At 68.9% G+C, this 16,397-nt stretch carries 12 protein-coding genes and 1 riboswitch; of the genes, 4 read left to right on the top strand and 8 right to left on the bottom strand.

Features of this window, described 5'->3' with window-relative positions; translation table 11 throughout:
* Position 1: 1 nt before the first annotated feature.
* A complete protein-coding gene (gene rsmD / locus OG405_RS04595) occupies positions 2-595 on the bottom strand; it encodes a 16S rRNA (guanine(966)-N(2))-methyltransferase RsmD (RefSeq protein WP_327150393.1) in 594 nt (197 codons plus the stop codon).
* Positions 592-3,990 carry a pyruvate carboxylase gene (locus OG405_RS04590; RefSeq protein ID WP_327150392.1) on the bottom strand — a complete coding sequence of 1,133 codons (3,399 nt, stop codon included), beginning with the start codon at positions 3,988-3,990 and terminating at the stop codon, positions 592-594. The genes rsmD and OG405_RS04590 overlap by 4 nt, the downstream gene beginning before the upstream one ends.
* A gap of 309 nt (positions 3,991-4,299) precedes the next feature.
* Positions 4,300-4,503, top strand: a riboswitch (cobalamin riboswitch).
* A gap of 149 nt (positions 4,504-4,652) precedes the next feature.
* Between OG405_RS04590 and metE the strand changes: the two genes are divergently transcribed.
* On the top strand, positions 4,653-6,920 hold the full coding sequence (gene metE / locus OG405_RS04585; protein ID WP_327150391.1) for a 5-methyltetrahydropteroyltriglutamate--homocysteine S-methyltransferase: 2,268 nt from the start codon (positions 4,653-4,655) through the stop codon (positions 6,918-6,920).
* 366 nt (positions 6,921-7,286) lie between these two features.
* Here the strand turns inward: metE and recG are convergent, their stop codons facing one another.
* The gene (gene recG, locus OG405_RS04580; RefSeq protein WP_327150390.1) at positions 7,287-9,551 is read right to left on the bottom strand and encodes an ATP-dependent DNA helicase RecG; all 2,265 of its coding nucleotides are present in this window, start codon (positions 9,549-9,551) and stop codon (positions 7,287-7,289) included.
* 46 nt (positions 9,552-9,597) lie between these two features.
* A complete protein-coding gene (locus tag OG405_RS04575; protein ID WP_327152201.1) occupies positions 9,598-11,280 on the bottom strand; it encodes a DAK2 domain-containing protein in 1,683 nt (560 codons plus the stop codon).
* A gap of 405 nt (positions 11,281-11,685) precedes the next feature.
* Here OG405_RS04575 and rpmB point away from each other — a divergent pair, with 405 nt between their 5' ends.
* Genes rpmB through OG405_RS04560 form a run of 3 tightly spaced genes read left to right on the top strand, consistent with a single transcriptional unit; the run spans position 11,686 to position 13,334 of the window.
* Entirely contained in the window at positions 11,686-11,877 is a 192-nt protein-coding gene (rpmB, locus tag OG405_RS04570) for a 50S ribosomal protein L28 (protein WP_011210730.1), read from the top strand.
* Complete coding sequence (locus OG405_RS04565; RefSeq protein WP_327150389.1) at positions 11,835-12,509, top strand: GNAT family N-acetyltransferase; 675 nt, start codon at positions 11,835-11,837, stop codon at positions 12,507-12,509. The genes rpmB and OG405_RS04565 overlap by 43 nt, the downstream gene beginning before the upstream one ends.
* A gap of 39 nt (positions 12,510-12,548) precedes the next feature.
* Positions 12,549-13,334: an enoyl-CoA hydratase/isomerase family protein gene (locus OG405_RS04560; RefSeq protein ID WP_327150388.1), complete on the top strand. Its 786-nt coding sequence runs from the start codon at positions 12,549-12,551 to the stop codon at positions 13,332-13,334.
* 58 nt (positions 13,335-13,392) lie between these two features.
* Here the strand turns inward: OG405_RS04560 and OG405_RS04555 are convergent, their stop codons facing one another.
* The 4 genes from OG405_RS04555 to OG405_RS04540 are packed head-to-tail and all read right to left on the bottom strand — an operon-like array spanning position 13,393 to position 16,279.
* The gene (locus OG405_RS04555; RefSeq protein ID WP_327150387.1) at positions 13,393-14,256 is read right to left on the bottom strand and encodes an alpha/beta fold hydrolase; all 864 of its coding nucleotides are present in this window, start codon (positions 14,254-14,256) and stop codon (positions 13,393-13,395) included.
* Between the two features lie 50 nt (positions 14,257-14,306).
* Positions 14,307-14,546, bottom strand: a complete 240-nt coding sequence (locus OG405_RS04550; protein ID WP_327150386.1) for a hypothetical protein — start codon at positions 14,544-14,546, stop codon at positions 14,307-14,309.
* A gap of 36 nt (positions 14,547-14,582) precedes the next feature.
* Positions 14,583-15,266: a uracil-DNA glycosylase gene (locus OG405_RS04545; RefSeq protein ID WP_327150385.1), complete on the bottom strand. Its 684-nt coding sequence runs from the start codon at positions 15,264-15,266 to the stop codon at positions 14,583-14,585.
* An 11-nt stretch (positions 15,267-15,277) separates the two neighbouring features.
* Positions 15,278-16,279, bottom strand: coding sequence for a thiamine-phosphate kinase (locus OG405_RS04540; RefSeq protein ID WP_327152200.1), 1,002 nt, complete (start codon positions 16,277-16,279; stop codon positions 15,278-15,280).
* Positions 16,280-16,397: the final 118 nt, after the last annotated feature.

Below are 16,397 nucleotides of genomic sequence, written 5' to 3'. Positions count from 1 at the left end.
GTCAGACGCTAGCAGGTTCGCCCGGTCCGGCCGGGTCGGCGCCGAGGTACACCGCCGACTCGATCCGGGTCTCGCCGTAGCGCCGCGGGGCCCGGGCTTCGAACCCTGTGGGCCAGTCGATCTCGGCCGAGCGCGCGGAGCGTTCCACGAGCAGTAACGCCTCGTCGGACAACCAGCTGTGCACGGCCAGCGCCATGAGGTCGGCGTGCACGGATTCGGTGGGCAGATCGTAGGGCGGATCGGCGAAGACGAGGTCGTAGGTGTCCGCCCCGCCGTGCCCGAGCACCTGGGCCACCGTCCCGACCCGTACCTGCGCACCGCCGAATCCGAGTTCGGCGATATTGGCACGAAGCACCCCGGCGGCGCGCCGGTCGGATTCGACCAGTAGCGCGGCCGCGGCTCCCCGGGACAGCGCCTCCAACCCGAGCGCCCCCGATCCGGCGTACAGGTCGAGTACCCGCGTGCCCGCCAGGTCCATCCGGGCTTCGATCGAGGAGAACAGGGCCTCGCGTACCCGATCCGAGGTGGGCCTGGTCCCGGCGGGTGGCACTTTCAGGCGCCGCCCGCCGGCTGTTCCGGCGACGATCCGGGTCATTCGGATTCGCGCTCGCCCAACTCGACGAGCAGATCACCGCCTTCGACCTGCTGCACCTGCGCGATGGCCACCCGGCCCACAACACCACCGCGCGGGGCGGTGATGGCGGCCTCCATCTTCATGGCCTCGATGGTGCCGATGGTGTCGCCCGAGGCGACTGTTTCGCCTTCGGCCACGGTCAGCGTCACGACACCGGCGAAGGGCGCCGCGATGTGATGTGGATTGTTCTTGTCGGCCTTCTCCGCGGCCGGGACCTCGCTGGCGATGGAACGGTCACGCACCGACACCGGGCGCAGCTGGCCGTTGAGGATGCACATCACCGTGCGCATACCGCGCTCGTCGGGTTCGGCGATCGCTTCCAGGCCGATGAGCAAGATGACGCCCTTCTCCAGCTGGACGCGGTGTTCCTCGCCATGGCGCAGCCCGTAGAAGAACTGGTTGGCCGACAGGCCGGTGGTATCGCCGTACTTCTCCCGGTGTGCCAGGAATTCCGCGGTCGGGCCGGGGAACAGCAGCCGGTTCAGGGTCGCGCGCCGTTCGTCGGAGGTGCCCGCCAGACCCGCTTCGTCCGCGGCGGACAGCTCCACCACGGGTTTTGCGGCGCTACGCCCGGCGAGCGCCTTCTCACGGAACGGTTCGGGCCAGCCGCCGGCCGGGGTGCCGAGTTCGCCGCGCAGGAAACCGATCACCGAATCGGGGATATCGAACCGGCCCGGCTCGGCGGCGAAATCCTCGATTTCGATACCGGAACCCACCAGCGACAACGCCAGATCACCGACGACCTTGGAGGACGGGGTCACCTTGATCAGCCGGCCCAGCAAACGGTCCGCGGCCGCGTATTTCGCCTCGACCTCCTCGAACCGGTCGCCCAACCCCAACGCCATGGCCTGCTGGCGCAGATTCGACAGCTGCCCGCCCGGGATCTCATGGGTGTAGACACGGCCGGTCGGCGCGGGCAGCCCGGACTCGAACGGCGCGTACACCTTGCGCAACGCCTCCCAGTACGGCTCCAGATCACAGACATTGCGCAGGTTCAGCCCGGTGTCGTATTCACTGTGCGCGGCGGCGGCCACGATCGCCGACAGCGCCGGCTGGCTGGTGGTGCCCGCCATCGCCGCAGACGCACCGTCGACGGCATCCGCACCGGCCTGCCAGGCGGCGAGATAGGTGGCCAGCTGCCCACCGGGGGTGTCGTGAGTGTGCACATGGACCGGCAGATCGAAATTGCTACGCAGCGCGGACACCAGTTTCACCGCCGCCGGAGCGCGCAGCAATCCGGCCATATCCTTGATCGCCAGCACATGCGCGCCCGCGTCCACGATCTGCTCGGCCAGCTTCAGGTAGTAATCCAGCGTGTAGAGCTTCTCGTCCGGATCGGCGAGATCACCGGTATAGGACAGCGCCACTTCGGCGATCGCGGTACCGGTTTCGCGGACCGCGTCGATCGCCGGGCGCATCTGGTCGACATTGTTCAGGGCGTCGAAGATCCGGAAGATATCGATCCCGGTCTCGGTGGCCTCGGCCACGAAAGCCCGGGTCACCCGCTCCGGGTAAGGCGTGTATCCGACGGTGTTGCGGCCGCGCAGGAGCATCTGCAGGCAGATGTTCGGGATCGCCTCGCGCAGCGCCGCCAGCCGCTCCCACGGGTCTTCGTACAAGAATCGCAACGCCACATCGTAGGTCGCCCCACCCCATGCCTCGATCGACAACAGCTCCGGGGTCAGTCGCGCCACATGCCCGGCCACATCCAGCAATCCGTTGGTCCGCACCCGGGTCGCCAGCAGCGACTGATGGGCGTCCCGGAACGTGGTGTCGGTGACCCCGACCGCCTTCTGCTCCCGCAGTGCCCGGGCGAAACCTTCGGGGCCCAGCGTCAGCAACCTCTGCCGCGAACCGTCCGGCGGCGGCACCGACAGATCGATCGCGGGCAGTTTGTCGTGCGGATACACCGCGGTCGGCCGAGCACCGTGCGGTTTGTTCACGGTCACATCGGCGAGGTAGTTCAGGATCTTGGTGCCGCGGTCGGCCGGCTCACGCGTAGCCAGCAGTTCCGGCCGTTCGTCGATGAACGACGTGGTGATCCGGCCCGCGGTGAAATCCTCGTCGTCGAGGACAGCGAGCAGGAACGGGATATTGGTGGTGACGCCGCGGATACGGAACTCCATCAGCGCACGCCGCGCACGGGCCACCGCGGCCGGGAATTCCCGGCCCCGGCAGGTGAGTTTGACCAGCATGGAATCGAAGTAGGCCCCGATCTCGGCGCCGAGATTGGCGCCACCGTCGAGCCGGATCCCGGCGCCGCCGGGGGTGCGGTACGCGGTGATGCGGCCGGTATCGGGACGGAAACCGTTCGCCGGATCCTCGGTGGTGATCCGGCACTGCAGGGCCGCGCCCCGGATGGTGACCTTGTCCTGGCTCAACCCCAGATCCGCCAGACTCTCGCCGGCCGCGATCCGCAACTGGGACTGCACCAGGTCCACATCGGTGATCTCCTCGGTCACCGTATGTTCCACCTGGATCCGCGGGTTCATCTCGATGAACACGTGGTTGCCGCGCTCGTCGAGCAGGAATTCCACGGTGCCCGCGCAGCTGTACCCGATCTGCCGGGCGAAGGCCACCGCGTCCGCGCAGATCCGGTCCCGCAGTTCCGGGTCCAGGTTCGGCGCCGGGGCCAGCTCGATCACCTTCTGATGCCGCCGTTGCAGCGAACAGTCGCGCTCGAACAGATGCATGACATTGCCCTGGGTATCGGCCAGGATCTGCACCTCGATATGGCGCGGATTGACCACAGCCTGCTCCAGGAACACCGTCGGATCGCCGAATGCCGACTCCGCCTCGCGCGAAGCCGCCTCGATCGCCTCCCGCAGTCCGGACCGCTCGGCGACCCGGCGCATTCCGCGCCCGCCGCCACCGGCGACGGCCTTCACGAATATCGGGAACTCCATGGACTCCGACGCCGCGAGCAGCTCCGCCAGATCGGCCGAGGGCGCGCTCGAATTCAGCACCGGCAGCCCGGCCGCCTTCGCCGCGGCGATCGCGCGCGCCTTGTTACCGGCCAGTTCGAGGACTTCGGCGGAGGGGCCGATGAAGGTGATCCCCTCCCGCGCGCATGCCGCGGCCAGATCCGGATTCTCCGACAGGAACCCGTACCCCGGGTAGATCGCGTCGGCACCCGCTGTCTCGGCGGCCTCGATGATCGCCTCGACCGAGAGGTAGGCGCGGACCGGATGGCCTTCCTCCCCGATCTCGTATGCCTCGTCGGCCTTCAGGCGGTGGACCGAATTGCGGTCTTCGTGCGGGAAGACGGCAACCGTCCCGACACCGAGCTCGTATGCCGCGCGGAAGGCTCGGATGGCGATTTCGCCGCGGTTGGCAACCAAGACTTTCGAGAACATTGAACCAACGTACCCGGCGCCGCATCCAGGATCGACAGCGAAGTCCACTTGGCAGGATCTTCACAAGCGCGTATGGCAACGCTGCGAAGTCTTGTTCATAGCACCGTCATATCTCACCGACAACGACCCAGGCCTGTACGTATCCTCCGCCGCCGCGATATCCCGCCAGTCCAGGGCGCTCGGCCGATCTTGCGAAGGTATGCGAAGCCGAATGCGACCGGGCACCGTCCGGACCGCCCTGGGCAGCTCGGCGCGTCCACGTTATTGTGGTCCACGCAGCTGGTCCGCCGGCCGGACGACGAGGAGCCCCGAACGTCCGCCCCCGGCGCCGAAGCCCGCAATACGCGGGTGAGAGGGAATCCGGTGGGAATCCGGAACTGTCCCGCAGCGGTGAGCAGGAACGACCGCCGTCATCAGCACTGGGCCGTACAGCCTGGGAAGCGACGGCCAGTAGGTCGGCCGTAACGGCCGGTGCCCGCGAGTCCGAAGACCTGCCGGTTGTACCGGGTACGCCGTATCCGGTGGCCACCGCCTCGTGGATCAGGCGCCGCCACCAGTGCTGACATTTCGACCTGCCCTTGCGGCCGGGTCGTCCGGGGTCTCATCGGTGCCGTGCGTCCGTGAACGGCGATGGCCGTCGAACTTCAGCACTGGAGAACACCGTGACTGTTATTTCGCAGAGCCCGTTCACCGCAACGGTTCTCGGACTTCCCCGGGTGGGCCCGCGCCGGGAGCTCAAACGCGCGATCGAGTCCTACTGGAACGGGCGCATCGACGCGGCGCAGCTGCACGAGACCGGGCGCGCATTGCGCCGCGATCAGTACGCCGAGCTGGCTGCCGCCGGCCTGGATTCGATCCCCGTCGGCACCTTCTCCTACTACGACCAGATGCTCGATACGGCCGCCCTACTGGGCGCCCTGCCGACCCGGGTGGCCGATATCGAGAATCCGCTGGACCGCTATTTCGCGGCCGCCCGCGGCAACGAATCGGTGGAACCGCTGGAGATGACCAAGTGGTTCGATACGAACTACCACTATCTGGTCCCCGAACTCGGTCCGGAGACGACCTTCACTCTGCATCCCGGCGATCTGCTGGAGCAGGTGGCGGAGGCGATCGAATCGGGCGTCGCGGCACGGCCCGTGGTCATCGGGCCGGTCACCTTCCTGAAACTCGCCAAGGCCACCGGCGGGGCGGCCCTGGACCGCGTCGGGGAACTGATCCCGCTGTACCGGGAGCTGCTGCGGCTGCTGGCCGAAGCGGGGGCGAAGTGGGTGCAGCTCGACGAGCCCGCTCTGGTCACCGATCTCACCGAGGCCGAGATAGCGACACTGCGTCACGTCTACACGGAACTGACGGAATCGGAGAACCGCCCGGCCATCCTGGTCGCCACCTACTTCGGCCATCCGGGGCCGGCGCTGGATGCTCTGGCCGGGACCGATATCGAAGGTATCGCGGTCGATCTGGTCGCGGGTGCCGATATCGCCGCGGTCGCGGCGATTCCCGCACTGGCACACAAACTGCTCGTCGCGGGTGTGGTCGACGGCCGCAACGTGTGGCGCACCGATCTGGACGCCGCGCTGTCGACACTGGCCGCACTGCTGGGCAGTGTGCGGTCTCTGGCGGTCTCCACCTCGTGCTCACTGCTGCACGTCCCCTACTCGCTGGCGGTGGAGGCCCGGCTCGACGACGCGCTGCGTTCCTGGCTCGCCTTCGGTGCCGAGAAGACCGCCGAGGTGCGGGTGCTGGCCAGTGGTCTGAATTCCGGGACCGAGGCCGTCGCAGCGGAACTGGCGGCTGCTCGCGCCGCCGCGGCGAGCCGCCGAGACGATCCGCGGATCGGCAACGCGCAGGTACGCGCGCGGCTGGCGGCACTGGGCCCGGATGCTGTTCGGCGGGCGCCCGCCGAACAGCGCCGGTCCCTGCAACAGGATCGGCTGCGGCTCCCCGCCCTGCCCACCACCACTATCGGCTCCTACCCACAGACCTCGGCGATCCGGCTGGCCCGCGCGGCACTGCGCTCCGGCGAGATCGACCGAGCCGAGTATGTGCGGCGGATGCGGGCGGAGATCAGCGAGGTCATCGCGCTCCAGGAGAAGCTGGAGCTCGATGTACTGGTACACGGCGAACCGGAACGCAACGATATGGTGCAGTACTTCGCCGAACAGCTCGACGGATTCGCGGCCACGGAACTGGGCTGGGTGCAGTCCTACGGCACTCGCTGCGTACGCCCGCCGATCCTGTTCGGCGATGTCTCCCGCCCCGCCGCGATGACGGTGGACTGGATCACCTACGCGCAGTCGCTCACCGATAAACCGGTCAAGGGCATGCTCACCGGTCCGGTCACTATCCTGGCCTGGTCCTTCGTCCGCGACGACCAGCCCCTGGCGGACTCGGCTCGGCAGGTTGCCCTGGCCATCCGGGACGAGACGGTGGATCTGCAGAGCGCCGGTATCCGGATCGTCCAGGTCGACGAACCGGCCCTGCGTGAACTGCTACCACTGCGCACCGCCGATCAGCGGGCGTACCTGGACTGGTCGGTGGACGCGTTCCGGTTGGCGACCTCCGGGGTGGCCGACTCCGTGCAGATCCACACGCACCTGTGCTATTCGGAATTCGGCGAGGTGATCGAGGCGATCGCCGGACTGGACGCCGACGTGACCTCGATCGAGGCCGCCCGATCACATATGGAGGTTCTGGACGATCTGAACGCGTCGGGCTTCGACGCCGGGGTGGGGCCCGGTGTCTACGATATCCACTCGCCCCGGGTCCCCGGCGTCGAAGAAATTACCGCGTCCCTGCGCGCGGCGCTGAAAGCGGTTCCGGCCGAACGCCTCTGGGTCAATCCCGACTGCGGTCTGAAAACCCGCGGCCCCGCCGAGGTGGAAGCCTCCCTGCGCAATATGGTGGCCGCTGCCCGTAGCGTGCGGTGAATCTCCGGCCCGGGTCGCGTCACACGGCGCGACCCGGGCCGTTCAGCTCTCCAGTTCCCCCGCCCCCGGTTCCCGGCGTTTCGTCCGCCGCGCCACACACTGCGGACAGGTCTGCGTCATCCGCAGCACCGGCCGCAATCGCGCCGGCGCGGACAGCGACCGCCGCACCGCCCGGCATCTCTGCCTTTCCTCCATGGCCCCGGCCCCTTTCCCCTCGGCTATACCGTTGCCAGGTTTGACGCCGGGCCGTCCGGCACGGTTCCCCGGCGAGATCGAGGATCCCGCGGGACTCCGGTGCCGGGTGGCACCTCGTCGAGCCCGACCGGCGCGACTGCCGGGTCGAGCTCGTGCGGCAGGGCCGGTCGATCAGGATTTGGCCAGGTACTCCAGGCGTTCGGAGTCGACGGCCGCGTGCATCATCGCCGCCAGGCCCGGATTCCCGGTCAGCCCGGGATCCTGTTCGACCAGCGCGCGCGCCAGTTCCTGGGCCGCGGCGATGACTTCGAGATCGTCGAGCAACGAGAGCAGTCGCAGGGACCGCGTCGTCCCCGACTGTGCCGCACCGAGCACATCGCCCTCCCGCCGCTGCCGCAGGTCGAGCACCGAGAGCTCGAATCCGTCGGTGGTGGCGGCGACGGCCTCCAGCCTGGTCATCGCCGGACCACCGGGCGCGGCATCGGTGACGAGCAGGCACAGCCCGGCATGCGCACCGCGGCCGATCCGGCCGCGCAACTGATGCAGCTGGCTCACCCCGAACCGGTCGGCGTCCACGATCACCATCACCGTCGCGTTCGGTACGTCCACGCCGACTTCGACGACCGTCGTACAGACCAGTACATCGATTTCGCCGGCATTGAAGTCGCGCATCACCTGGTCTTTTTCATCCGACGGCAGCCGTCCGTGCAGCAGTCCGATCCGCAGCCGTGCCAGCGGCCCGGTGCGCAGGCGGTCGAAGACGTCGACCACGGCCTGGGTGGACGGAGGTTCCTTGCCCGTGTCGGCGGCCTTTCCGCCGCGCCCCCGAGCGGGATCGTCCTCGTCCTCGCCGATCCGCGAGCACACGACATAGGCTTGCCGGCCCGCGCCGACCTCCTCGGTGATCCGCTCCCAGGCCCGGTCCACCCAGTTGGGATGCACCCGGCGCGGCACCACCTTCGACTGGATCGGTGAACGCCCCCGGGGCAGTTCGGTGAGCGTCGAGGTCTCCAGATCACCGAGGGTGGTCATCGCGATGGTGCGCGGGATCGGGGTCGCGGTCATCACCAGCAGATGGGGTGAGAAACCCGACTTGGCCTTGGCGCGCAGGGCATCGCGCTGCTCCACCCCGAACCGATGCTGTTCGTCCACGATCACCAGACCCAGATCGAAGAATTCGACCGCGTCCTGGATCAGGGCATGGGTTCCTATCACGATCCCGGCGTCCCCGTTCATCGCGGCCAGCAGCGCGGCACGTTTGGTGGCGGTGGGCATGGAACCGGTCACCAATGTCACCTGTGTCGCGGTCTCGGCAGCGCCGAGTTCGCCGGCCTGCCCGAGATCGCCCAGCATCGCGGACAGCGACCGATAGTGCTGGGCGGCGAGCACTTCGGTGGGCGCGAGCAGCGCGCACTGCTGGCCCGCGTCGATCACCTGGAGCATCGCCTGCAGTGCCACGATTGTCTTACCCGATCCCACCTCGCCCTGCAGCAGCCGGTGCATGGGCTGTTCCCGGGACAGATCTGCGGAGATCTCCCCGATGACCCGGTGCTGGCCCTCGGTGAGTTCGAACGGCAGCCGCTCGTCGAAAGCGGTGGCGATCCCGTCTTCGCGCCGTGGACAGGCCCGAGCCGTGCGGCCCGATACCTCGTGGCGACGTTCGGCCAGCACCAGTTGCAGCGCCAATGCCTCGTCGAAACGCAACCGCTGCCGGGCCCGCTCGATATCGGAGGAATGCTCGGGCAGGTGGATCAGCCTCAGCGCGTCGCCCACCGGCATCAGTTCCCGCTCGTCACGCACGTTCGCGGGCAGCGGATCGTCGAGCGGGTCGAGCTGATCGAGGATCTGCCGGACGCAGGCCAGGATCTCCCAGCTCTGCACCTTCGCCGTCGCGGGATACACGGGAACGAACTCGCGATCGAAGAAGGACATGTCCACCCCGCCTTCGCCCTTCGCGCTCTGCGCGATACCGCGCAGATCACCCCCGCCGCGCACCGTGGTCAGGGTGGGCTCGTCGTCGGTCTCCGGCAGGATCAGATATCCCGGGTGGCTCAGATTCCATTGGCCGGGCCGCCAATAGTCGACCGTGCCCGACATCATGGCCCGGACGCCCGGCCGGATCACGTATTTCACCTTGTCCCCGTTGAAGAACGTGACATCCACACCACGCCCGCCACCGGTGTCCAGTACCACCTTCAGCAGTGAACCCCGCCGCTGCCGCATCGGCCGCAGATCAGCCTTGGTGACCCGGCCGATCACGGTGATGTGCGCGCCGTCCTCCGGCGCCTCCTCGGTGAGTGGCTGCCCCTGGGTGGCATAGCGCAGCGGATAGTGGCGCAGCAGATCTTCCACCGTGTGCATATCGAACGCGTCGGCCAATGAGGCGGCTGCCTTCGCGCCGAGCAGATGGTCGAGCCGGTCGCTCAGTGTCGCCATCGCGTTACTCCTGTCGCCACTGCCCGCCGAAGGGCCCAGCGGATACTCATTCCACACCGATCTGTATCAGGTCCCCCTGCTGACCACCGGAATACACCGTCACCTCGACACCGGGGAATCCGGCGCCGATATGCCCCGTGAGGTCGCCGGCGAGCCCATCGGGCGCGCCGGCGCCGACCAGTAGTGTCACCAGTTCACCGCCCACCCCGAGCATCCGGTCCAGCAGGGTCCGGCCCGCCGCGCGGGGATCTCGGTCGATGACCACCACATCGTGGCCCACCAGGCCGAGACCGTCGCCGGGCGCACAGGTTCCGACCATGGTGAGTGCACGTTCAGCCGCGCGTCGCAGCGCGCCCCAGCGCGTGCTCGCGGCCGCTTCGGACATGGTGAAGGCATCGTCCACGGCGACCCGGGCCCGGTCGTGCACGGCCAGGGCCGCCAGACCCTGGACCATGCTGGCGCTCGGCAACAGCAGTACGTCCCGGTGGGCGTCGCGCGCCGCCGCACCGACTGCCACCAGTTCGTGTGCCGGCAGGGCCCCGTTCGGCAGCACCAGCACTTCGCGATGCGGCAGCTGCCGGATGGCGGCGAGCAGCACCGCCGATTCCAGCGCACGTTCGGCGCTCAGGACTACCGCCCCGCCCGCCTCGAAGAGCGCTGTCGCACCGCCCCCCGAAGCGACGGCCAGGACTCCGCGATCGGCGGGTTCCCGGATGCGCCCGCTGATCTGCCGGACGGCCCGATCGCGCACCTGCCGTGTATCCGCCGCCTCGCACCCTCCGGTGATCACGACGCTGCCCGTACGCGGGCCCGCCGGGACGCCGTCGCCGGAAGCGTAATCCTCGGCGAGATGTTCGATACGGATCCCGTTCACATCGCCCACGGCCAGCCCGGCTTCCACCGCCGCACCCGCGTCCGCGCAGTGCACGTGGGCAGACCAGCCACCCGCGCCGTCGGCTGCCACCACCACCGAATCACCCAGGCCGGCCAGCCGGGAACGTAGTCCGGCGACGAGATCCTCGCGAGCCCCGTCGATCCGGTACATCACCTCGTAACGCTGCGCCGCTTCGCGCCGCACCGAGAGCTTCCGGGAGGCCGCTGCCCGATACTCCGCCCGCACCGGCGCCGCTCCGGTGACCACGGTGACCAACCCGTCCAGCAATACGAGCAGCCCGCGCGCACCGGCGTCCACCACTCCGGCCTCCCGCAGAACCGCCAACTGGTCCCGGGTATCCGCCAGAGCCCGCGCCGCCGCGTCGGCACCGGCGCGCACCACCGCGGCCAGTCCGGGTTCCGCGCACACGGAGGCCGCGGACCCCGCCCGGTCGAGGACAGTCAGAATGGTGCCCTCCACCGGATCGCTCAAGCTCCCTCGCACCAGCGTTGCCGCCCGGACCAGCGCGACGCGGTAGGTGGTCCCGGTCAGCCCGGCCGCCACCGTCGCCTCCGCGATACCGCGCAGCACCTGCGACAGGATGATCCCGGAATTACCCCGGGCCCCGGCGCTCGCGCCCCGCGCGAGCGCCGCGGTGACCGGATGGGCAGGCCGCCGGTCCGGGGCCCCGGCGGCATCGCCCGCGGACACATGCTCCGCTTCCGCCAGGGCGGCACGCATGGTCGCCAGCAGGTTGGTCCCGGTATCGGAATCGGGTACCGGGAAGACGTTGAGGGCATCGATCTCCGCGCGCCGCTGCTCGAGCTCGGCCACACAGATCCGGCTCCAGGCCATGAATTCGGATCCGCCCAGCCCGCCGGACACCGAACCGGTGGCCGGCGCATCGCCGCCGCTCACCTGCCGAGTTTCGGGCACCGCCACCTCGTTCCAAGTCGTCGCCACCGTCGAAGTTGTCGCCACCGAAGTTGTCGCCACCGTCGAACGCCAGGTTAGCGGCCGCTCCCGACACCGTGACCGGGGCCGGGGCGGTTCGCGCGGGTGGCTGCTCACCCCGGTTTGGTGGATCGCAGCGGGTCGGGCTACCCTTGCAGGGTTGCCTGGCGCGGCCCTTCCCGGTCTGCGCTGTCCGATGGTCATCGAATCCGCCGATGCTCGTCGGCGAGGCATGACGACATTGCTCAGGATCGACCACTGTATTGGTGGCAGGTCCCCCATGATGACATGAAGGAGTTCGCGACTATGGCTGCCGTCTGCGACGTCTGCGCCAAAGGCCCCGGCTTCGGTAAATCGGTCTCGCATTCGCACCGGCGCACCAACCGTCGCTGGAACCCGAATATCCAGACCGTGCGGGCGCAGGTCGCCCCGGGTAACACCCGCCGGATGAACGTGTGCACCTCCTGCCTGAAGGCGGGCAAGGTGGTCCGCGGCTGATCACCGGTTCACCGGTTTCAGCCGAGGAGGCCCACAGCTCTTCGATACGACCTCGCCCCGGCTCCGCACAGGAGCCGGGGCGAGGTCGTATCGCTGTCCGGAAGGAGCACCAGACGAGTACGAACACCGACGAGCCGGGCGGCCCGGGTATCTCCTGGCGGCTCGCCCCACTGGGGCCCGCGCATGCGCACGCGCTGGCTGCCTGTCATATCGCTTGCTGGCGCGAGGCCTACCGGGGTCTGGTCCCCGACCATGTCCTGGACGCCTTCGATCTCGAGCACCGGGCCGCCAACTGGGAGCGGATCGCCCGGAACCACTCCGGTCGGATCCTGGTGGCGGAATCGGGTGCCGGCATCGCGGGATTCACCCACTACAGCGCGCCCCGCGACGAACCCGCGGTGGCCGAGCGAGAACTGCAGGCCATGTACGTCCGGGCAGAGTGGTACGGCAGCGGGCTGGCTCGCGACCTGATGGACGCGGTGCTGGAGCCGGACCGCTCGTGTTCGCTGTGGGTTTTCGAACGCAACCCCCGGGCTCGCGCCTTCTACACCAGATACGGTTTCGCCCCCGACGGCACCACCCGGGCCGAACGGTTCGCCACGGCCACCGAGATCCGTATGGTGCGGCGGTAGCGATATCGTCGGCTTGTCGCGCCCAGTAGTGTCGCGGAAATGAGCACCGAAGCCGACTACGTCCGCCACGACGACGGGGTCCTGGAGATCATCCTGTCCACCGCCGCCAAGGGCACCTCGCTGGATTTCGCCGGGGTCGCTGCGGGGGCCGCCGCCCTCGCCGAACTCGGCTCGGATATCGGTGCGGTACTGCTCACCGGTACGGGCCCGAACTTCTGTGCCGGTGGCGATGTGCGCGACTTCGCGGCGGCACAGGACCGTTCCGCGCATCTATATCAGCTGGCCGATACGCTGCATGTTCTCGTCCGAGCGCTGGACAGTGCCCCGGTGCCGGTAGTCGCCGCCGTCCACGGCTGGGCCGCGGGTGCCGGGATGAGCCTGGTCTGCGCTGCCGATATCGCGGTCGGTGGTCCGGGCACCCGGATGCGACCCGCGTATCCGGGGGTCGGGCTGAGCCCGGACGGCGGTATGTCCTGGACGCTGCCGCGACTCGTGGGCGCGGCCAAGGCCCGCGAGATCCTGCTGACCGATGCGGTACTCGACGCCGCGGAAGCTCACCGGCTCGGGATCCTCGCCCGGCTCGCCGAGAGCGACGAATCGGTCCGCGACGACGCCCGTGCGCTGGCACGCACGCTGGCGCGCGGCCCACGCGCCAGCTACAGCTCCATCCGCAGCCTGCTCAGCCGCTCGGCCACCGCGTCTCTGAGCGAGCAGCTGGATGCCGAACGCGATGCGATGGGTGCGGCCGCCGGAAGCCCGACCGGCCGCGAGGGTGTGGATGCATTTCTCGCCAAACGCGCCCCGGACTATTCCGGGCTGAACTGATGCCCGCGCAGCCGGGTTGACTGATGCCCGCGCAGCGTGGCCTGCGCGGTACCGACAGTCAGCGGGAGCGTATGACGAACTTCGCGACCGCCTCGGTGAACGAGTCGTTGTCGTCGCCGGCGGCAGTATGGGCGGCATTACCGATCTCCACCAGTTCTGCGTGCGGTACCAGCTGCATGAATTCGGCGGCGCCCGCAGCGCTCACTACATCCGATTGCAACCCCCGCACCAGCAGTACCGGGATATCGATCGCGCGCGCCGCTCCGTCGAGGATGCGTGCCATTTCGTCGGGGTCGGCGGATTCGTCGCCGAGAATGCCCGGATCCCAGTGCCAATACCAGCGACCGTCACGTTCGCGCAGATTACGCAGCAGTCCCGCGTTGGATTCGGGCCGTGGCCGATGCGGAAGATATTCGGCGACCGCGTCCGCGGCCTCGTCGAGGGTCGCGAACCCATCCGGATTCCTGTTCAGGAAGGTGAGCACCCGGTTGACGCCTTCGGGTTCGGGCCGGGTGACGATATCCACCAGGACCAGTGCCGAGATGGCGTCGCCGCCGGGCGCGGCAGTGGCGAGCAGGCCGGTGATACCGCCCATGCTGGCGCCGACCACGACCACTGGGCCGCCGCCGAGTTGCTCCAGCACCGCGAGTACATCGCCGACCATGGCCTCGTAGCGATAGTCGCGATCCAGTGCCCACTGGCTGTCGCCGTGGCCGCGCGCGTCGAGGGTGACCGCCCGGAGTCCGGTCGCGCCGAGCTGGGCGCCGGTCTGCTTCCAGGAGTGCCGGGTCTGGCCGCCGCCGTGCAGGAACAGCACGGCCGGGCCGTCCGGTGGGCCGTACCGGTCCGCAACGAGCTCGATCCCGCCCGCGCCGCGTAACCGCAGCTGGACGGGATCGAGCAGATTGTTCGCATTACTCACGATTTTCAGCATCGCAAATATGCGGGCGTTACGCCGTACGAACGGGCAAATCAGCAGTCCAGGTCCATGGCGCTCAGGGTTCGCTGGAACAGGCAAGCGCCCTTGGCGTTCACCGAGGCGGAGATGGTCGACGAACCCGTCGAGGTGAAATCCTCGGCGATGGGGCCCGCGGGCTCGGTCACCGGGCTGGCCGGTTCCAGCCGCAGCGGGGCCGCTCCGGCCGTCGCCCCGGCAGCGCCCGACAGGGCGGCGCCCAGCGCGAGCGTGGCGGTGATGCCGCGCAGTTTCATGTGTGCTCCTCTACTTGTTTCTCATTCGACGCCCGCTCACGGCAGGCGCCAGTCCACCGGCTCGGCGCCGAGTTCGTCCAGTAGTTCATTGACCCGGGAGAACGGACGTGAGCCGAAGAATCCTCGTGACGCCGACAACGGTGACGGGTGTGCGGATTCGATACTGGGCACCTCCGCCGCGGCCAGCGCAGGTTTCAGCGAGGCGGCGTCCCGCCCCCACAGCACCGCGACCAGCGGCTCGTCTCGTGCCACCAGAGCGGCAATCGCCTGCTCGGTGACCTTTTCCCAGCCCTTCCCGCGATGAGAGGCCGGAGTGCCCGGAGCGACTGTCAGGACCCGGTTCAGCATCAGCACACCCTGGCGTGCCCAGGGGCTCAGGTCCCCGCAACTCGGGGTGGGATGGCCGAGATCCTTGCTGTATTCCGAGAAGATGTTGGCGAGGCTGCGCGGGACCGGCGAAACATCGGGCGCTACCGAGAAGCTCAGCCCCATGGCGTGCCCCGGAGTCGGGTAGGGGTCCTGACCGACGATCAGCACCCGGACCTCCTCGAACGGCTCCTGAAAGGCGCGCAGCACATTCTCCCCGGCGGGGAGATATCCGCGGCCCGCGGCATTCTCGGCACGCAGGAACTCGCCCATCTCCGCAATACGGTCGGCGACTGGATCCAGTGCTTTCGCCCAGCCCGGATCGATGATTTCCACGAGTGGTTTCGTGCCCATGACCGCACAACCTATCGTGAGTGGTCCGGTTTCGCCGAGTCCGTCCCGGAGAACGCCTCCCAGCCCTGCGGACCGCCCGGGCGCACCCCGTCCACGGTTACCCCCCGACCAGTATGGATACCGCCGACAACGGTCCATCCGGGCGGCGGAACCGAACCGGGCGGCCAGACCCCGGCGAACACATGATCCTCACCCCCGGTCAGAATCCATTGCCGCGCATCGGCTTCCAGCGATCCGGCCAAATCCTCCAGCCCGGTATCCCGCAGCGCCCCCGAGCGCACATCGATGGCGACTCCGGAAGATTCGGCCAGATGCCCGAGATCGGCGAGCAGTCCGTCGGAGATGTCGGTGAGCGCCACCGGCCGATGATCACCGGCCATGGCACCACGGACGAGGTCGTACGGAGGCCGCGGGGCACGGTGCGCGGCGACAGCGGTCTCCGCGCCGGGGTGAGAATCGACGGGGTGCCCGGCCGTGAGCACGGCATATCCGGCCGCCGACCAGCCCGGTCGCCCGGCGATCGCGAGAATGCCGCCCGCTCGCGCGCCGGACCTGGTCACCGGTTGCTCGCCCAGTGGGTCGCCGAAGGCAGTCACCGAGACAACCCACTGCGGACTCCGCACGATATCTCCGCCCGCGATCGATCCCCCCGCCCGCGCCGCCTCGGCCCAGAGCCCGTCCGCGAACGCGGTCACCGAGTCCACCGGAGTCCGGTCCGGTACTCCCAGACCCACCACATAGCCGACCGGTTCGGCGCCCATCGCATAGATATCCGCGGCGTTCTGGGCGATCGCCTTACGTCCGATATCCACCGGCTCCGACCAGTCCAGCCGGAAATGCCGATCCTCGATCAACATATCCGTGCTCACCGCATAGCGACCGCGTGCCGCCGCCAGTACAGCCGCGTCGTCCCCGGGACCCAGCTGTACGGCGGGCCCCTGTTCCCGGCCTGCGTTGATCCGTGCGATGAGGGCGAATTCGCCCAGTTCGCGCACCGTCGGTCCTGTACTGATCGTGGGACCTTCCTCACTCGCTGCTGCCGACGGCGGAGTCGACCGCCGCCTCGGGGAGTCCGGATCGCGGCCCGGGTCCACGAACCGGGACGACCGCACGCCGTACCGCCGCTCCACG

The sequence above is a fragment of the Nocardia sp. NBC_01329 genome, from assembly GCF_035956715.1.
Lineage (GTDB): Bacteria > Actinomycetota > Actinomycetes > Mycobacteriales > Mycobacteriaceae > Nocardia.
The sequence above is the reverse complement of the archived record's forward strand: the minus strand, read 5'-3'. Positions and strand labels throughout refer to the sequence as shown.